At 48.5% G+C, this 17470-nt stretch carries 16 protein-coding genes, 2 tRNA genes and 1 other annotated feature; of the genes, 15 read left to right on the top strand and 3 right to left on the bottom strand.

Features of this window, described 5'->3' with window-relative positions; translation table 11 throughout:
* The first annotated feature begins 649 nt into the window (after positions 1–649).
* The 11 genes from B5F80_RS10510 to rplT all read left to right on the top strand — a co-directional run bounded on the left by B5F80_RS10510 (position 650) and on the right by rplT (position 10359).
* Positions 650–1903 (top strand): aminotransferase class I/II-fold pyridoxal phosphate-dependent enzyme, encoded by a 1254-nt coding sequence (locus B5F80_RS10510; protein WP_087478779.1) that lies wholly within the window; start codon positions 650–652, stop codon positions 1901–1903.
* Positions 1904–1966: 63 nt separating this feature from the next.
* A complete protein-coding gene (locus tag B5F80_RS10505) occupies positions 1967–3496 on the top strand; it encodes an amino acid carrier protein (protein ID WP_087478778.1) in 1530 nt (509 codons plus the stop codon).
* Positions 3497–3620: 124 nt separating this feature from the next.
* Entirely contained in the window at positions 3621–4421 is an 801-nt protein-coding gene (gene proC, locus B5F80_RS10500) for a pyrroline-5-carboxylate reductase (protein ID WP_087478777.1), read from the top strand.
* Between the two features lie 493 nt (positions 4422–4914).
* Positions 4915–6336, top strand: a complete 1422-nt coding sequence (locus B5F80_RS10495) for an FAD-linked oxidase C-terminal domain-containing protein (RefSeq protein WP_087478776.1) — start codon at positions 4915–4917, stop codon at positions 6334–6336.
* Positions 6337–6530: 194 nt separating this feature from the next.
* Positions 6531–7817 (top strand): nickel-dependent lactate racemase, encoded by a 1287-nt coding sequence (gene larA / locus B5F80_RS10490; protein WP_087478775.1) that lies wholly within the window; start codon positions 6531–6533, stop codon positions 7815–7817.
* A gap of 124 nt (positions 7818–7941) precedes the next feature.
* Entirely contained in the window at positions 7942–8643 is a 702-nt protein-coding gene (locus tag B5F80_RS10485) for a TerC family protein (RefSeq protein ID WP_087478774.1), read from the top strand.
* A gap of 137 nt (positions 8644–8780) precedes the next feature.
* A tRNA-Pro gene (locus B5F80_RS10480) sits at positions 8781–8857 on the top strand.
* 70 nt (positions 8858–8927) lie between these two features.
* A tRNA-Ser gene (locus B5F80_RS10475) sits at positions 8928–9019 on the top strand.
* 92 nt (positions 9020–9111) lie between these two features.
* Positions 9112–9223, top strand: a sequence feature (ribosomal protein L20 leader region).
* 23 nt (positions 9224–9246) lie between these two features.
* Complete coding sequence (gene infC, locus B5F80_RS10470; RefSeq protein WP_087478773.1) at positions 9247–9750, top strand: translation initiation factor IF-3; 504 nt, start codon at positions 9247–9249, stop codon at positions 9748–9750.
* A gap of 18 nt (positions 9751–9768) precedes the next feature.
* Positions 9769–9966 carry a 50S ribosomal protein L35 gene (gene rpmI, locus B5F80_RS10465; protein ID WP_087478772.1) on the top strand — a complete coding sequence of 66 codons (198 nt, stop codon included), beginning with the start codon at positions 9769–9771 and terminating at the stop codon, positions 9964–9966.
* Between the two features lie 42 nt (positions 9967–10008).
* On the top strand, positions 10009–10359 hold the full coding sequence (rplT, locus tag B5F80_RS10460; protein ID WP_087478771.1) for a 50S ribosomal protein L20: 351 nt from the start codon (positions 10009–10011) through the stop codon (positions 10357–10359).
* Positions 10360–10602: 243 nt separating this feature from the next.
* Here the strand turns inward: rplT and B5F80_RS10455 are convergent, their stop codons facing one another.
* Both B5F80_RS10455 and B5F80_RS10450 read right to left on the bottom strand, forming a co-directional pair.
* Positions 10603–11313, bottom strand: coding sequence for a DUF6198 family protein (locus B5F80_RS10455; protein ID WP_087478770.1), 711 nt, complete (start codon positions 11311–11313; stop codon positions 10603–10605).
* A 43-nt stretch (positions 11314–11356) separates the two neighbouring features.
* On the bottom strand, positions 11357–12325 hold the full coding sequence (locus B5F80_RS10450; RefSeq protein ID WP_087478769.1) for an alpha/beta hydrolase: 969 nt from the start codon (positions 12323–12325) through the stop codon (positions 11357–11359).
* Between the two features lie 184 nt (positions 12326–12509).
* On the opposite strand from B5F80_RS10450, the gene B5F80_RS10445 reads away from it, so the two are divergent.
* Positions 12510–13514, top strand: a complete 1005-nt coding sequence (locus B5F80_RS10445; protein ID WP_087478768.1) for an NADH:flavin oxidoreductase — start codon at positions 12510–12512, stop codon at positions 13512–13514.
* Positions 13515–13580: 66 nt separating this feature from the next.
* Here B5F80_RS10445 and B5F80_RS10440 read toward each other — a convergent pair whose 3' ends face one another.
* Positions 13581–14441 carry a LysR family transcriptional regulator gene (locus B5F80_RS10440; protein ID WP_087478767.1) on the bottom strand — a complete coding sequence of 287 codons (861 nt, stop codon included), beginning with the start codon at positions 14439–14441 and terminating at the stop codon, positions 13581–13583.
* Between the two features lie 175 nt (positions 14442–14616).
* On the opposite strand from B5F80_RS10440, the gene B5F80_RS10435 reads away from it, so the two are divergent.
* The 3 genes from B5F80_RS10435 (at position 14617) to B5F80_RS10425 (ending at position 17119) form a co-directional block, all read left to right on the top strand.
* A complete protein-coding gene (locus B5F80_RS10435) occupies positions 14617–15870 on the top strand; it encodes a diaminopimelate decarboxylase (RefSeq protein WP_087478766.1) in 1254 nt (417 codons plus the stop codon).
* Between the two features lie 213 nt (positions 15871–16083).
* Positions 16084–16593, top strand: a complete 510-nt coding sequence (locus B5F80_RS10430) for a hypothetical protein (protein WP_087478765.1) — start codon at positions 16084–16086, stop codon at positions 16591–16593.
* Between the two features lie 13 nt (positions 16594–16606).
* Positions 16607–17119, top strand: coding sequence for a transcription repressor NadR (locus B5F80_RS10425; RefSeq protein WP_087478764.1), 513 nt, complete (start codon positions 16607–16609; stop codon positions 17117–17119).
* Positions 17120–17470 lie beyond the last annotated feature (351 nt).

Raw genomic sequence — 17470 nt, 5'->3', positions numbered from 1 at the left:
CCTGGGAGGATAGGAAGCCGCTGATTACAAAAAGAGAGCAGTGCATTGGCACTGCTCTCTTTTTGCATACAACGACCTCCCATCTACCCAGGGCAAGCCCTGGGATAAGCATAAGCAGGGAACACCGTTTGAAGGAGCGAAGCGACGCGCGTGAGTCGCTTACTTCAAATCGGGACACATGAGATAGAAGAGCGATAGGCCCACGTTGCAAAGGCTACCGATTCGAAGCCCTGATGGAGATACCCTAAACAGATAGACACGACACGTAAACGAGTGTAAGTCGCTTATGTCGGGTCCGTGCGTAAGCAGCACATGTCATGAAGAAGTATTCATGTGTGCAGATCCGACTGATAGGTGCGGCGACCGTTACCAGTAGACGTATACGACATATATGCGTTCTTTTTGTATACCTTCGATTATATAGCTATCTTTCTATCCTTTACAAATCTCCATAGTGCGTATCATCAAAACATGTGATTTAATCATATCATGTATCTGTATAAAACAATATTCTTTTATTTCCCACGCCATCTTATCCATGTTTTTTCTTGTATTTTGAATACATATATCTGATGATTAAGCTTTTATTGTCAGATTGCTTTTCTTGTGGTATAAATGTGTATGTAATAAAAAAGAGGAGTTGATTGTTATGGTAAAGAGCGTCGCTGCACCTCAGGCCAAAGGCAAGAGTGCAGAAGATAAAATTTTTGGAGCTAACAATCGGGCTGTTGCCTTAGCTGAAACCTTAGGGGCAGACAAGGTTATTAATGGCACAGTCGGCTCTATTTTGGACGAAGACGGCAATTTGGTCATGCTTCACGTGGTAGAAGAAGCGTTCAAGGCCTTGACGCCGAAAGAAATCGTGGCGTATGCGCCGATTCAGGGGTATCCTGATTATTTGGATGCAGTTATTGACCAATGCTTTGGCGAATCCCGTCCGGAAGGCTACATCCGCGCTTGCGCAACCTCCGGCGGTTCCGGCGTCCTCCATCACGTCATTCATAACTATTCCGAATGGGGCGACGACATCCTGACCAGCGACTGGCATTGGGGTGCCTATGGCTCCATGTGCAATGACAACGGCCGCCATCTGCGGGAATTTGAATTGATCGGCTCAGACGGAAAATTCAATTTCGCCAGCTTTAAGGAACATGTAGAAGACATGGTGGCAAAGCAGTACAATACGGTTATCATCATGAATTCGCCGGCGAACAACCCGACGGGCTTTGCCTTGTCCTCGGATGATTGGGATACGGTATTGGCTTTCTTGAAAGACGTCGTTGCCGGTAAGGATAAAAATATTATTCTCGTTCCTGACGTTGCATATTTAGACTACAGCGGAGAAAAGAAAGAATGCCGCAAGTTCTTCAAGAAATTTGGAAACTTGCCGGATAATATTCTCGTCGTAGTTGCTTATACATGCAGCAAAGGCTTTACCATGTATGGTCAGCGCATGGGCGCTATGATCTGCGTGACGGCTAACGAAGATATTGCTAACGAATTTGTAGCTATTAATCAGTATACAAGCCGCGCAACCTGGTCTAATTCCAACAGCGCCGCGATGAAAGCCATGGCTAATATTTGCAAAGATCCGGCTAAAGTCGCCGAATTAGACGCCGAACGGGCTAAATACTTCGCCCTTATTAAAGAACGGGCCGATATCTTCATGAAAGAAGCGCAGGAATGCGGTCTGAAATACCTGCCGTACTTGTCTGGCTTCTTCATCACCATTCCTATGGAAGGTTCTCAGGCTGTCTGCGATTTGCTGGAAAAGGAAAATATCTTCTTAGTTCCCCTTGGCAAGGGCGTTCGCCTCGCCGTTTGCTCCGTATCTAAAGCAAAAATCACGGGGCTGGCAGCTAAAATTAAATCTGCTGTAGAAGCAACGGGCGCAAAACAATAATCACGTCTATGCAGGCCGGTATAGGATGTTACTATACCGGCTTTTTCTATGAGGGGGATGGGCATGAAGGAGTTTTTTGAACAACTAAATTCGGTTCTTTCTATCGTAGCGGCTATATCTGATTTTTTATGGGAAGTTCCGACAAATTGGGAGTGGTATAAAGCCATTCCCGTATTCGGCAGCTTTTCGCTGGCCGTTATCGTCCTGGTTGGCACGGGGATTTATTTTTCCCTCCGATTGGGCTTTATTCAAGTCCGGCAGTTTAAAAGAGGGATGAATCTCTTGATTCACCGCCGCGCCGCCTCGACGGGCATATCGCCGCTGGCTGCGTTTTTCCTGAGCTCGGCCATGCGCGTCGGGCCGGGAAATATTCTCGGCGTGACAGGGGCCATTTCCGTCGGCGGTCCAGGTGCGTTGTTTTGGATGTGGGTTTCTGCGTTCTTTGGAATGGCTATGGCTTATACGGAAGCGACGCTGGCTCAGCTCTGCAAGGAACGAAAGGGCGGGGAGTTTGTCGGCGGCATGCCCTTCTACGGCCGGCGGCTGTTGGGAAATAAGGCGTGGATCGGTACGATATTATCAGGCGTTTATATTTTCTACGCCATGTTTTGTCTGCCGGCGCAGTCCTTTAACGTCGTGTCTTCGATTGGCGCTATGGGCGAGCTGGCGGCAGGCCATCCCATTGCGGCGATGTCGGCCTTTTACGTGGCGGCGGCGGGTATCGTCCTGCTCGTAGCGGCTGTTATGGCTTTTGGGGGAATCAAACGGGTATCCAGCGCGAATAATAAGCTGGTTCCCATTATGGCGGTCGTGTATGTCGTGACCGTATTGGCCTTGGTTTTTGCCAATGTAAACAGCGTGCCCTATTTCTTCAGCGCTGTCCTAGGCGGAGCCTTTCAGCCGGATGCCGTATTTGGCGGCTTGTTTGGTACCGTATTGGTACAGGGGATAAAAAGGGGATTGATGTCCAACGAAGCCGGCCAGGGGACGATTACGATGTCGGCGGCTGCAGCCGACGCCAAACATCCCTGCGAGCAGGGGATGATTGCCGCCTTGGGAGTGCTATTAGATACGCATGTGATTTGCACGATGACAGGTTTTGTTGTCATTATGGCCCATGCCTGGACTGCGGCTCCGGAAGCCTGGGCCGCGGCGGGACAGCTGCCTAAATTCTTGTTGTCCGTTCATGTATTGACGCCGTCGGGCATTACATCGGTCATCTTGTTTTTGTTGGCGTTGTGCTTCGGCTTATTTGCGTATACGACGATGATCGGCATGATCACCTTTTCGGAAATTGCCGTCAACCGCATCAGCCGCAGCCGTTTTGCCGCCAACTTTGTCCGGTCCTTAGGGATCGTCGTTTCGGCCTTCGGCATTACGGTGCAGCTGGCAGGATATGACTTGAGCAACTTATGGGCCTTTTCCGACTTGGCCAATATCGTGCTGGTATACATCAACGTCCCCCTGCTGTACCTCGGCTTCCGCCACGTATTAAAGGCGACAGCTCATTATACGGCGACGGATGGTTCGGCCTTTTCGGAAACGGTTACAGAACTGGCTTCTTCATATTGGCGTGAACGGCCCGTAAAATAATGGGTAAGGCATTGAAATTTCTGTCAGAAATGCCGATATTTTTCTTTATGACGGCGGAAGTTTTATATACAATAGAGGTAAGCTGCAACAACAGACGCCATAAAACAGAAAGAAGGTAGAAATCATGTTTAAGACTATCGGAATTTGCGGTACCGGCAATATGGGCCGGGCCATTGTAAAAGGATTAGCTGCATCCGGATTGGTAGAACCGGGGAATATCCTGTTATACAATATTCACAGCGCAAAAGCGCAGGCCTTAGCCGATGAAACGGGCGCCTCCGTCGTTTATTCCGCGGCGGAGTTAGCCGAACGTTCGCAAGGGCTTATTATGGCAGTCAAGCCGCACATCCTGCCGTCGTCGTTGGAAGAAGTACGGGACTACGTGAAAGATGATACGGTGATTATTTCGATTGCCGCCGGCCTGACGCTGGACCGTTTGGCGGGATGCCTGCCGGAACAGGCTAAGATCGTCCGCGTAATGCCCAATACGCCGTCGATGGTCGGCGAAGGCATGGCCTCCGTATCGCCGAACGCCTATGCGGCGGAAGAAGATGTACAGGCCGTGCTCGATATATTCCGCAGCTTCGGAAAGGCTGAAATCATGGAAGAACGCCTGATCGACGCCGTATGCGGCGTCAGCGGCAGCGCTCCGGCTTACGTATATATGTTTATCGAAGCCTTGGCAGACGGCGCCGTGCTGGAAGGAATGCCTCGCCATACGGCCTATACCTTTGCCGCTCAGACTGTATTAGGTGCAGCCAAGATGGTGCTGGAAAGCGGCATGCATCCGGGAAAATTGAAAGACGACGTATGCTCGCCCGGCGGTACGACGATAGAGGCAGTATTAGCTCTGGAACAGAGGGGCTTCCGGGCGGCCGTTGCAGAAGCGGTCATTGCGTCAGCGGAAAAGAATAAAACGATGTAGACTATATATACTTTTAACGATAAAACAACATGCCATATTGCCGATGGCGTGCTGTTTTTTTGACAGGGACTCACAGCATAAAAAGTGTATGCTATTTAATGAAAAATGAATAATGAAAATTACATAAAGTCATGCATTATTTGAGAAAAAAATCACATACCTTAAAATATTATGAGTAATGATGTGGATTTTAAAAATAAAACGTTAGCATGATATAATGTAATAACTGACCGATTCATAATTCGAAAGATATATGTGTGAAATGTCTAAATGTAATTTACACTTTGTAATGAATGCGGTATAATAAGACACGAAAGAGGGAAAGAACTGAGATATACTATTAAAGTTATTTTTCCTCGAAAACGCTGGTTACGTTGTATAAGATTCCGTTACGGCGGAATTTTGACAGGCAGCAATCACGCGCTCTTTATACCGGAAACGGTTAAAGTGATAGATGTCAGTCATCATTATTTTATGTTGGAGGTTATGTATTATGGCAAAAGGTAAAGTTACACCGGAACTTATTGAAGAGTTCAAAAAAATCGTTGGCGAAAAATTCGTGTATACGGATGCTGACAAGCTCGAACCGTATTCTCATGACGAAGTAACCGACCCCCATTATATGAAGATGCCTCAGGTCGTTGTATTGCCGGCTACGACGGAAGAAGTTTCCAAAGTCGTTAAACTGTGCTATGACAACGATATCGTAATGGTACCGCGTGCAGCCGGCACAGGCTTGGCAGCTGGTGCTGTTGCTACGTTCGGCGGCGTTATCATTTCCATCGAACGCATGAACAAAATCCTCGAAATCGACAAACAGAACATGGTTTGCGTTACAGAAGCGGGCGTTACGACGACTGTTCTCCAGAACGCTGTTAAAGAAGAAGGCCTCTTCTACGGCGGCGACCCCTGCAGCGGGGACTCCTGCTTCATCGGCGGCAACGTTGCAACGAACGCCGGCGGCAACCGTGCTGTTAAATATGGCGTAACCCGCGATCAGGTTATGGGTATCGAAGTCGTTACTCCGAGCGGCGAAGTCGTTACATTGGGCGGCAAATTCCGTAAAAACGCAACGGGCTACATGCTCATGCACTTGTACATTGGTTCTGAAGGTACCCTCGGCATTATCACAAAGATTTACCTGAAATTGGTTGCTTTGCCGAAATACCAGATGGACCTCTTGGCAGTATTCGACAATCTCGACGACGCTATCGCATTGACGCCGAAGATCATGAATGCTGGTATTACTCCGGTCTGCGTAGAATTCATGGACAACGCTTCCATCAAGCAGGTTGAAATCTTCTTGAACGAAAAACTGCAGCATTCCGATATCGGCAACTACATCATCGTTCAGATTGCCGGCGACAGCGAAGATATCCTCGACGAACAGTGCGAAAAGATCGACGAATTGGCTCGTGAAAACAATGCCCTCGACGTATTGGTTGCTAACCCGGCTGTTATCTGGAAATCCCGTAAAGCATACCTCGAAGCTGACCGCGCTCGCAGCTTAGTATTCTCCATGGAAGATATCGTTGTTCCGATGACCGATATTCCGCAGGCTGTACAGCAGATCTCCCGCTTGGCTGACAAATACAACGTAGCTATGCACTGCGCTGGCCACTGCGGCGACGGCAACGTTCATATCGACATCCTGAAAGATGACCGTACGCAGGAAGAATGGGAAGAAATGCTTCCGCAGATCCAGAGCGAAATTTACGAACTCGTATACAACCTGGGCGGCCGTCTCTCCGGCGAACACGGCATTGGCTACAAACGCGCTGCATTGATGTCTAAATACACGAACCCGATCGAAATGAAGCTGATGAAAGCTGTTAAGAAAGCTCTTGACCCGAAGAATATCATGAACCCGGGCAAAGTTGTCAGCATCAACGACGAAGTTCCTGTAGAAGAATAATCTAAAAGTTCATAACTGAGATATATACAAAAGGTAAAACCGGTTTCGGTTTTACCTTTTGTAGTATACGGACTATTTTCAAAATGGACGTATTGAGCCATTATAATGAGAATGTATATTATTGCTAAAACAATAAGTGATGAATTTCGACAATTATACATGGTTGTTGGAATACAGAAAGGGTGAATTGCATCATGAAAAACTTTTCAATTCCTTTTGGTAAGGAAAAGATTACCTTTTCTCTGCCAGATGAACAAGTCGCAGGTGTACTGCTGTCTCATGCCCATGAATATAAAGCGCCGAAATCGGAAGCGGAATTGGTAGCCGACGCGTTGGCAAATCCAATTGGCAGCCCGAAATTAAGCGAGCTGGCCAAAGGCAAAAAGACGTGCACGATCATATCCAGCGACCATACGCGACCCGTCCCGAGCCATGTTATCATGCCGCAGCTGCTGGCTGAACTGCGGAAGGGGAATCCGGATATCGCCATTACGATACTGATTGCTACGGGGATGCATCGTCCTACGACGCATGAAGAGCTGGTAGCGAAATACGGCAAGGAAATTGCCGATCATGAAACATTCGTCATCCATGACAGCCGTAAGGATGAAGATATGGTCAGTATCGGCACCTTGCCGTCTGGCGGCGAATGCCTCATCAATAAAGCGGCGGCTCATACGGATTTGCTTATTGCTGAAGGATTTATTGAACCTCATTTCTTTGCCGGTATGTCAGGCGGCCGCAAATCCGTCCTTCCGGGCATTGCCAGCAAGATTACGGTACTGGCAAACCATTGCTCGGAATTTATCAACAGCCCCTATGCCCGCACGGGCGTATTGGAAGGCAACCCGATTCATCAGGACATGCTGTACGCTGCCAAAGCCGCTAAATTAGCCTTTATCTGCAACGTCGTAATCGACGCTGATAAGAAGGTCATTGCAGCCTTTGCCGGAGACAGTGAAAAGGCTCATTACGCCGGCGTTGACTTTGAAATGAAGCTTGCTGGCGTGAAACCTGTGCCGGCAGATATTGTCGTTACGACAAACGGCGGATATCCGCTGGATCAGAATATTTACCAGTCTGTCAAGGGCATGACTGCTGCGGAAGCGACATGCAAAGAAGGCGGTGTTATCATTGACGTATCGGCTTGCTCCGACGGCCATGGCGGCGAAGATTTTTACAACACGCTGAAGGATGCGGCGGACATACAGAAAGCGATGGATGACATCCTGGCCCGCGGCCGGAACGAAACGGTCTTTGACCAGTGGGAATCGCAGATTCTTCTGCGCATGCTGCTGAAATATACCATTATCATGGTAACGGAAGCGCCGAAAGACATGGTAGAAGCTATGCATATGAAATATGCCGCCAGCATTGATGAAGCGCTGGCTATGGCTAAGGCTATTGTCACTGCTAAAGGCGTATCAGAACCGAAAATTACAGTTATTCCCGACGGCGTATCGGTTATCGTTAAAGAATAATCAGATTGGCTGTCATGAGAGAGGCGCTCTTTTGAGGGCGCTTCTTTTCTGCGATTTTACTTGTATTGCCCATCCTTTTCGACTATAATGGAGCTGTTATGTTGTATCATGAGGAGGATGCATTGTGGACGCGTTAGAAGCGACGTTATTATTTGATTTCAGCATTGTGGCCCAGGTCATCTTGATCGACTTGGCCCTTGGCGGCGATAATTCCATCGTCATCGGCATGGCTGCGAAAAACCTGCCGCCCCATTTGCAGAAGAGGGCTATTATATACGGCACGATTGGGGCCATTGTCCTGCGGTTTACCTTGGCCTTTATTGTTTCCTGGCTCTTCCATATTCCCTTCTTGAAGACTGTCGGCGGCATACTGCTCATCGGCATCGGCATCAAGCTCATCGGAGCCCGCAATGAAGAGGAAGATGTGAAAGTCGAAGCGAAGGATTCTCTGTGGGCGGCGGTCCGGACGATTATTCTGGCCGATGCGCTCATGAGCTTGGACAACGTGTTGGGGATTGTTGGCGTTACGGGCAACCACTGGGGACTGCTCATCTTCGGGATGCTCATATCCGTGCCAATTATCATCTTTGGCAGCACCATCGTCGTCAAGGTCATGAACAAGTTCCCCATATTGATGTACATCGGCGGCGCGATTTTGGGCTGGGCTGCCGGCGGCATGCTGGCGACGGACCATTATCTGGCCGAATATGTCTCGTTTATTGCGGCGTATCCGTCGGAAGTCAAGGCGGCGCTGCTGGTTGTCACCTTAGCCGGAGGATTTATTTGGAAACACGTCCATAATCGGCAGGACGCGGCTGCCGCATAAGGCGACGGCAAAGGCCGTATCTGGGGACGTACTATGCCGGGAGACAAACTGTAAAAAAAGTTTGCTCTCTCCGGCACATTTTTTATTTTTTTCCTTGACATTTCTCCTGGATGTGGTATTATATACAAGTCAGGTGACGGGGCGTAGCGCAGTTTGGTAGCGCGCTTGGTTCGGGACTAAGAGGTCGCAGGTTCAAATCCTGTCGCCCCGACCATATTTTACACATTGGATGCTGATCCCGAGAGTATCAGAAATTGAATAATGGAAAACAATGTGTAAGCCATGGAGAGCTGTCCGAGCGGCTGAAGGAGCATGATTGGAAATCATGTATAGGGCTAAAGCTCTATCGTGGGTTCAAATCCCACGCTCTCCGCCATAATAAAGAAAGAATCTGTTTCGGCAGGTTCTTTTTTTGTACCTGATTTTTCTTGACAGCAGCAGATAAACCTGCTATACTTACATTTGTTGAAAATAAAGCAGAAGCTATCCGCTTCTCACCTTACATGGCTTTCGTGTTACTAAGGTTTATGAGGAATCAGTCGAGCGGATAGTGTTATGCTGTCCGTTCTTTTTTTATGGAGGTGAAAGGCAATTAGTAAGGAATTGCGTATCAACGATCAGATTCGAGCCCGTGAAGTCCGCGTGGTCAGCGATACTAACGAACAGCTTGGTGTAATGTCTCTCCGTTCTGCCCGCCAGATTGCGGAAGAACGCCATATGGATTTAGTAGAAGTTGCACCGAATGGCAAACCGCCCGTATGCCGCATCATGAACTACGGCAAATATCGGTATGAACAGCAAAAACGGGAAAAAGAAGCCAAGAAGAAGCAGAAAGTATTAATCATGAAGGAAGTAAAATTACGTCCTAACATTGAAGATCATGATTTTTACGTCAAGATGAAGGCTGCGCAGCGTTTCTTGAGCGAAGGAAGCAAAGTAAAGGTTACCATCATGTTCCGTGGTCGGGAAATGAGCCATCCGGAGTTGGGCCGAGACCTGCTGATGCGTTTTGCTGATGAGCTCAAAGAAACCGCCCGCGTAGAAAAAGAACCTAAAATTGAAGGCAGAAACATGACGATGGTCATCGCTGCCGTTAAAGGGAAGTAAGAGGAGGATTTATATATTATGCCGAAATTAAAAACACGCCGTGCAGCGGCAAAACGTTTTACAACTACTGGTACTGGTAAATTCAAACGCATGAAACCGTATAAGAGCCACATTTTGGAATCCAAATCTCCGAAACGTAAACGTAACCTGAGAAAAGCTACGCTCGTTTCCAAGACGATGAACGAAGCAGTTCGCAAAATGTGCCCGTACATCTAATAGCAGCTTATATATTTAGTATAGATTTGGAGGAACTTAAGAATGGCTAGAATTAAAGTTGGCGTTACAGCACACGCTCGTCATAAAAAAATCTTAAAAATGGCTAAAGGCTACCGCGGTACCCGCAGCCGTCTGTTCAAAAAAGCTAATGAAAGCGTAATGAAAGCTCTGTTTTACGCTCGCCGCGACCGCCGCGCCAAGAAACGCGAATTCCGTAAATTGTGGATCGCCCGTATCAACGCAGCAGCCCGCGCTCAGGGCATGAGCTACAGCCGCTTCATCTGCGGCCTGACGAAAGCCGGCGTTATCGTCGACCGTAAGATGTTGGCCGACTTGGCTGTCAACGACGCAGCTGCTTTTGCTAAATTGGTAGACGTAGCTAAAGCGCAGTAATTGCATATGTATTTTAAAACCGGAGACGAATGTTTCCGGTTTTTTGCGTATATGACAATTGCTGCAGCTCTTCGTGCGCATTGACTGATTGTCGTCAATGCGGGCTTTATACTCATGCTGATGACGGGATGGGCGGAGACTATGGCAGAAGATACCGTTGTCAATAGAGTATATAAAACCAGGGCGCCGAATGATGATCGTTTCATTCGACGCCCTGTTGTGTGTGGGAAAATATTTTGCATATTAATGCGATGTGGGGCGGCAGGACTCGTTAGACGCATGGTGCCGTTTGTTCCAGGCCGCCAATACGGCTAGGGCGGAAATGCGATGAATAAAGGCAAAGCGAATATTCACTAAATTGACGAAACGGCCGACGAGCAGCATAGAAATGATCGTACCGACGCCAAGACCGACGAAATTGCCTATACCGGAAAAAGCAAAGGACATGGAGCAGGCAATCAGAAATAATGTGGTATCGAAGGCAATTTTTACGGTGCCAAAGCGCCAGCGGAATGTCCCGGCAATCGCTTGTACCAAGCCTTCTCCGGGAACCATGAGCACATTAGGAGCCACTTCAATACAAATGCCGAATGCCAGGATTAGACAGCCCGCTAAGAGTGCTGCTAACTTCAATATTAAGACCGTAGGTTCAACCCAGGATAACAGGAACATAAAAAGGTCGATGCAGACGCTGAATAAGGCGACTACGCCGATTTGTAAGAACTGAATCGGGCGGAAGCGTTTTCTGAGGATCAGTATTTGAGCGAGAATAAAAAACATATTCATAATAAAGGTAAACTGCCCGAAGGTTGGCGTGAAATGCAGACACAGGACGTAAGGAACACTGGAAATGGGCGATGTCCCCAGGTCTGCCTTGGTGATTAGGGCTATGCCCAAGGCGTTGATGATAATGCCTAGGACAAAGTAAACATTGCGAAGAAGGAAAATTTTCATATACGTCATCTCGTTTTCTAGTATAGATATGCTGATGCGTCCTTTATTTTAAATGGGCGTCGAAAAAGTCAATGATGAGTTTCATGATTTCCGGCTGTATCCACAGTGCTCCGCCATGACCGGCTCCTTTGACGACATAGCGCTGGGCTTCGACGTTGTGCTGGGCCAAAGCGGCGCGAAGGATTTCCGTCTGGCTGGGCGAAACGACTGTGTCGGCGTCGCCGTGCATCAGGAGAAAAGGCGGCGTTTTTTCTGAAATATAGGAGATAGGGTTGGCTGCGGCGGCGCCTTCGGGATTGGCGTCTATGCCGCCGTCTTTACCGCCGAATACGGGAGAGCCGTTTATCCACAGGGCTTCCGTAGCTGCCGGAGAACGGTGCAGTTCCTGTACATCTGGGCCGTAGTCGGCGCCGATGGCCGTCAAATCCGATACGCCGTATAAATCGACGACGGCCTGTACGTCGCTGGTTTGTTCCAGGTTGTCACCGGAATCAAATTGCCGAGTGCCGCTTGTCGTGCCGGCAAAGGCTGCTAAGTACCCGCCGGCTGAACCGCCCATGACGCCGATGTGCTGCGAGTCAATATGGAACTGGTCTGCATGGGCTCGTAAATACCGGATGGCTGATTTTACGTCCTCCAGCGGAGCCGGAAAGGTCGATGCAGGCGCTATGCGATAGGTGATGCTGGCGACGACGTAGCCGTGCTCGGCCAGTTCGAGGCGCTGCTGGATGTAGCCGTCTTTATTGGCGTTGATAAAGCCGCCGCCGTTGATGTATACGATAGCCGGATAAGGCCCCTCTCCGCAGGGGACAAGGACGTCCATCGTCATGGCTTTGCTGACGTAGCCGCGATCGGGCACCTGAGCATAGACGACGTTGGAAACAAGCTGTACCATTTCTTTGGTTGGACGTACTTCCAGCGGTTGGCTGGTACTGGAAGCGAACGCCGCGCCGCCGACAGAACAGAGAAACAGGCTTAGGGCGAGGGCTTGCGATATCGCTTTTATTTTCATGCGGAATGTTCCTTTCTTTTACCAGATAACAGATATAAGGTTTTAATTAAAACTAAATATATCATACAGAGCGGCTGTACAAATGTCAATATAAGCGTGCCGGGATGTCCATGTATATAAAAAATTGACGGAACGGCGACATCTATATTATGATTAAAAAAAATACATCTGAAGGAGTGAGACTATGAATAGCTTATTTCCCCATGCAGCGGCGCCTCTGGCCGTGGGAAGCAAGACAATGCCCAATCGTATTGTCATACCGCCGATGGCCGATATTATCCAAAAGGTTCCGGGAAATTACGTTACGGAGTATATGCTGCAGCGGTATCAAGCCTATACGGCCGGCAATCCCGGGATGATCGTCGTGGAAGGAAGCAACGTGACGGAAATGCGGGATGTGCGCGAAGCTATCGGGCTGTGGAAGGACGATTTCATTCCCCCTTTGCGGCGGCTTGCTGAGATAGTCAAGGCCGGCGGAGCCGTCGGTTTAATCCAGATTTCCAACGTCGGTTTGAAAGTGATGGACGAAAATTCCATTGCCGATATCAGCAGGGAACAATTTTTATCCTATAAAGAGGATTTTATCCGGGCGGCAGTCCGCTGTCGTGAAGCGGGCTTTGACGGTGTCGAATTACAAGGCGCTCATGGATACTATCTCTGCCAGGTTATCGAGACGAGCGCGCGCGATGACGAATACGGCGGTTCCTTTGAAAATCGTATCCGCCTGCTCGTCGAATTAGTTCAGGATATTAAAAAAGCCTGCGGATCGGACTTTATCGTGTCCGCCCGCATAGGCTATCCGACGATAGACGGATTGATTGACCTGGCGAAGGCTTTAGAAAGCGCCGGCGCAGATCTGCTGAGCATTTCTACGGGGACGAAAAATTACGATGTGCCCGACGATTTTCCCCTCGACAATAAGATATACGCCGCGTCGCGCGTTAAGCAAGCCGTGCAGATTCCGGTCCTGGCGGTGGGAAATATCAAGAGCGGCGAAGAATGCGAATTGATTCTGAAAAAAGGATACGCCGACTGCATTGCCGTAGGCCGGTGCCATTTAGCTGACCCGGCGTGGTCCGGAAAAATATTGGCGGGACAGGAACCGGTGCCCTGCCGGCGCTGCAAGCCGTGCCGCTGGTTTAAAGATAGTTCGCAATGCCCGGCCCGCAACGAGCGGGAGCACGCATAAATATGTAATACTGCACAAAAATAAGAGCCTCTATGGGGCTCTTATTTTTGTGTGGAAATGAAAGTTTTACGGCTGCAGCAGAAAGGCTTCCAGCGAATCGGGGACGTTGCCGGGGCTGCGGGTAATATAGTAGCTGTCGACCTTTGGCGGTGCAAAGTCGAGGAGCGGAATCGCCCGCAGCTTTCCCAGCAGCAAATCGTCTTCAATGAGGCTGCGGGGAAGGAACGTATACCCCAGCCCTTCGGCTACATATTGGGGCAGCTTGGTGCTGTTGTCGATTTCCATAGGGAAGCGGTGATACCGGGGAAACAAGTCCTGAATATACAGGCCGACTCCCTGCAGGGCGAAATTGCAGAATAAATAATTGATCTTTTGCAGGTCGCTTTTATAGATGCCGGAAGCGTATTCCTTATCGTCGGCCTGACAGACGAGGACCAGCGTATCCGTGCGGTAGGGCTGGCATATATAGCCGTCGCGGAAGATGGCGCTGAATGAAAATACGGCGTCCAGCATGCCGTCCTGCAATTTTTGCAGCATGTCGAGGGTATGGCTGATCGTCACGCCGAGGGATATGTCCGGGTTCGTATGCAAGTAGGCCCGGATTTTTTTCTGTAAATGACACTCATAAATCGTATTTGTCGTACCGATATTGATTTTTTTGGCATACGTAGGAGAGGCCTGCACATCTTGCAGCGCCGCAGTTTCCAATTCGATAAAACGCTGGGCGTATTCGAGAAATTTCAAGCCGGCCGGCGTCAGGTCGACTTGCTTGTGATTGCGGATAAACAAGGCGACGCCCAGTTCCGTTTCCAAGTCGCGGATGCGGTTAGTTACGGTCGATTGGGCGACGAAGAGCTGCTGCGCCGTCTTGGTAAAATTCTTTATTTCCGCTAAGGTGATAAAGGTGCGAAGTGTCGTAGTATCCATGAGGTAGTCCTTTGCTTTATAATTTGAAATGCGAATTGATTAAATTAGAATAATCTATTTTACAAATTGCCTATGGCTATTATATAATATTAGCCGTAAGGAAGCAATGAATTGAAAGTATGTTTCATTTATAATTTTACTATTATGTTGTATATATAAAATGGAGTTGAATGTAATGAACAAGAAAACAGTACCGTTTACGGAACAGCAGATTCGCGACATTATCGCTAAATATCCTACGCCCTTTCATATTTATGATGAAAAGGCCATTGTCGACAACGTGCGGAAGCTGATCAAGGCTTTTTCCTGGGCTCCGGATTTCAAGGAATATTTTGCAGTCAAGGCTACGCCGAATCCCTATCTCATGAGACTTCTTCAGGCCGAAGGCGTCGGCGCGGACTGCAGCTCTATGGCTGAATTGGTATTGTGTGAAAAGGTCGGCATTACAGGCCACGATATCGTATTTTCTTCCAATGATACACCGTACGAAGAATACAAGAAAGCGATGGAATTAGGCGCTCTCATCAACTTGGACGATATTACGATGATTGAGTATTTGGAAACATACGGCCCGCTGCCGGAATGGATTTGCGCCCGTTACAATCCCGGTCCGCTGCTGAAAGAAGGCAACGCCATCATCGGTACGCCGGAAGAAGCAAAATACGGCATGACGCGCGAACAGATTTTTGAGGCATTCCGTATTCTGAAAGAAAAAGGCGTTAAGCATTTTGGCCTCCATACGATGGTCGTTTCCAATGAATTGAACGTCAACGGCTTAATCAACACAGCTAAAATGATGTTTGAATTGGCTGTAGACGTACAGAAGAACGTCGGCATCGACATCGAATTTCTCGATTTCGGCGGCGGCATTGGATTGCCCTACAAACCGGAACAGTCCTTCATCGATTATGATGAACTCAGCAAGGGCATTCAGGCTCATTACGAAGAAATCATGGTTCCGGCCGGTCTCGGCAATATCCGCATGTCTTTTGAATGCGGCCGCGCCATTACAGGTCCTTACGGTTATCTCGTCACGACGGCGATTCACCATAAACATATCTGGAAGGAATACATTGGCGTCGACGCCTGCATGGCTAACCTCATGCGTCCCGGCATGTACGGTTCGTATCACCATATCACTGTCATGGGCAAGGAAAACGCGCCGAAGGATCATATCTATGACGTATCGGGATCGCTCTGCGAAAACTGCGATAAATTTGCTATCGACCGGGCCCTTCCGGAAATTAACGACGGCGACGTCCTCGTCATTCACGATACAGGCGCTCACGGCCATTCCATGGGCTTTAATTACAACGGCAAGCTTCGTTCGGCAGAACTGCTCCTCCATGCCGACGGCAGCGTAACGCAGATTCGTCGTGCCGAAACGCTGGATGATTTGTTTGCTACATTAGACTTCTCCAATTTATAATAGGATCTGCTAAGGGCAGTCAAGACCTCGATTTGCGTCGGGGTCTTTTTTTTGTTTGCCTTTATGATTCGTCGCAGTGGCGGAGCAGCCTTTCAGGAGCGAACTGGCGATGCAATAGTATTTAAATTTTATCTGATATACCCTATAATATAAGTATTGATTCCCGGAAAAGAGTGCAAAAACAACATGGAGACTGCAAGGAGAGATGAGCGTATGATTCCTGCATACGATGTGTTAACTGGATTTCAAATTATTATGGCTGGTATCCTTTTTACCTATGCCTGCTATTTTCAAAGACCGAGGAACTGTATGCCCTTTGTCATCGTCATACCCTATATCGTGTTTTTATTGTGGGGGATTGGCATTATATATTATTTTGCCGTATTTTTTGCATTGGCCGTGCTATGGTTTCTGCTAGGAGGCTTGTTCGGCGCTGGGATTTCCGTATATTTTCGCCGGCGTTTTCCCCTAATGCAGGTGTTGGAAGACGGGTATATGATCCAATGTCCGCCGCTGCTGTTGGCGCCGGTTATATTGGTCGCCGCAGTGCTTCTGTTCGGCGGGATTCAGTTTGCAGCCTATGTATTTCCTTTTTTTAGCCAGTCATGGATATTCAATGAAATGATCGGCTTTATTCCGGGAATTTTTTTAGGTTTTTTATGGGGAAGAATTATTTGTATGCTCATCAGGGCGCAAAGCAATAGGGAGCATCGGAAAAGATAAGGAGGCGCGGCGCGTGGATAGTGCAGAAAGAAGAAAGCGCATCGTTCAGATTTTGACAAATGCGAAAGGTGCCGTTACGGGAACGGAGCTTTCGCAGCAGTGTGATGTCAGCCGGCAGATCATCGTCGGCGACGTGGCTATATTGCGGGCAGAAGGCCTGGGCATCGTATCGACGCCGCGGGGCTATCAGCTGATCGGCGATATTCTCCCGGGTGTGCAGCATGTATTTGTATGCTGTCATGACATGGAATTGATGCAGGCGGAATTAGAGGCTATTGTGGATAATGGCGGCGTCGTTCATAATGTCGTTATTGAACACGAAGTGTACGGCAATCTGGAAGGTACGCTGAATCTCCGCTCGCGCCGCGACGTCAAACAATATGTCAAAAAGATGAAAGACTCGCAGGCAGAACTCCTAAGCCGGATCAGCGGCGGCATACATACGCATTTGGTGACGGCGGCTTGCCAGGAAGACATAGACGCCATTCAGGAAGCATTAGAATCGCTGGGCGTCTTATATACATAAAGAGAGGCTGGAAATTAAGCACGTATATAAGGTGGCTGCAGCACTGGAATCCAAATTTGGTAAGGTACAGACGATTGCCGGTTCTGCATATTTGTGAAAAAGGTATTGACAACAGGACGAAAAGGGGATATACTAAACAAGCTGTTGCGGCAGGACGCCGCGGCAGGCCGGATAGCCGGTTCGCTTGAAAAGAACTTCAAAAAAGTGCTTGACAAGCTCGGACGAGTCTGGTAAAATATACAAGTCGTCGCGAGACGGCATGGCCTTTGAAAACTGAACAGTGTGATACGAAACAATACGCCAGAGTGCGAGGTCTTAGCAATAAGATTTCAAAACAGGTAATACCAATAA

This window comes from Megasphaera sp. An286 (assembly GCF_002163455.1).
Classification (GTDB): Bacteria; Bacillota; Negativicutes; order Veillonellales; family Megasphaeraceae; genus Megasphaera; species Megasphaera stantonii.
The sequence above is the reverse complement of the archived record's forward strand: the minus strand, read 5'-3'. Positions and strand labels throughout refer to the sequence as shown.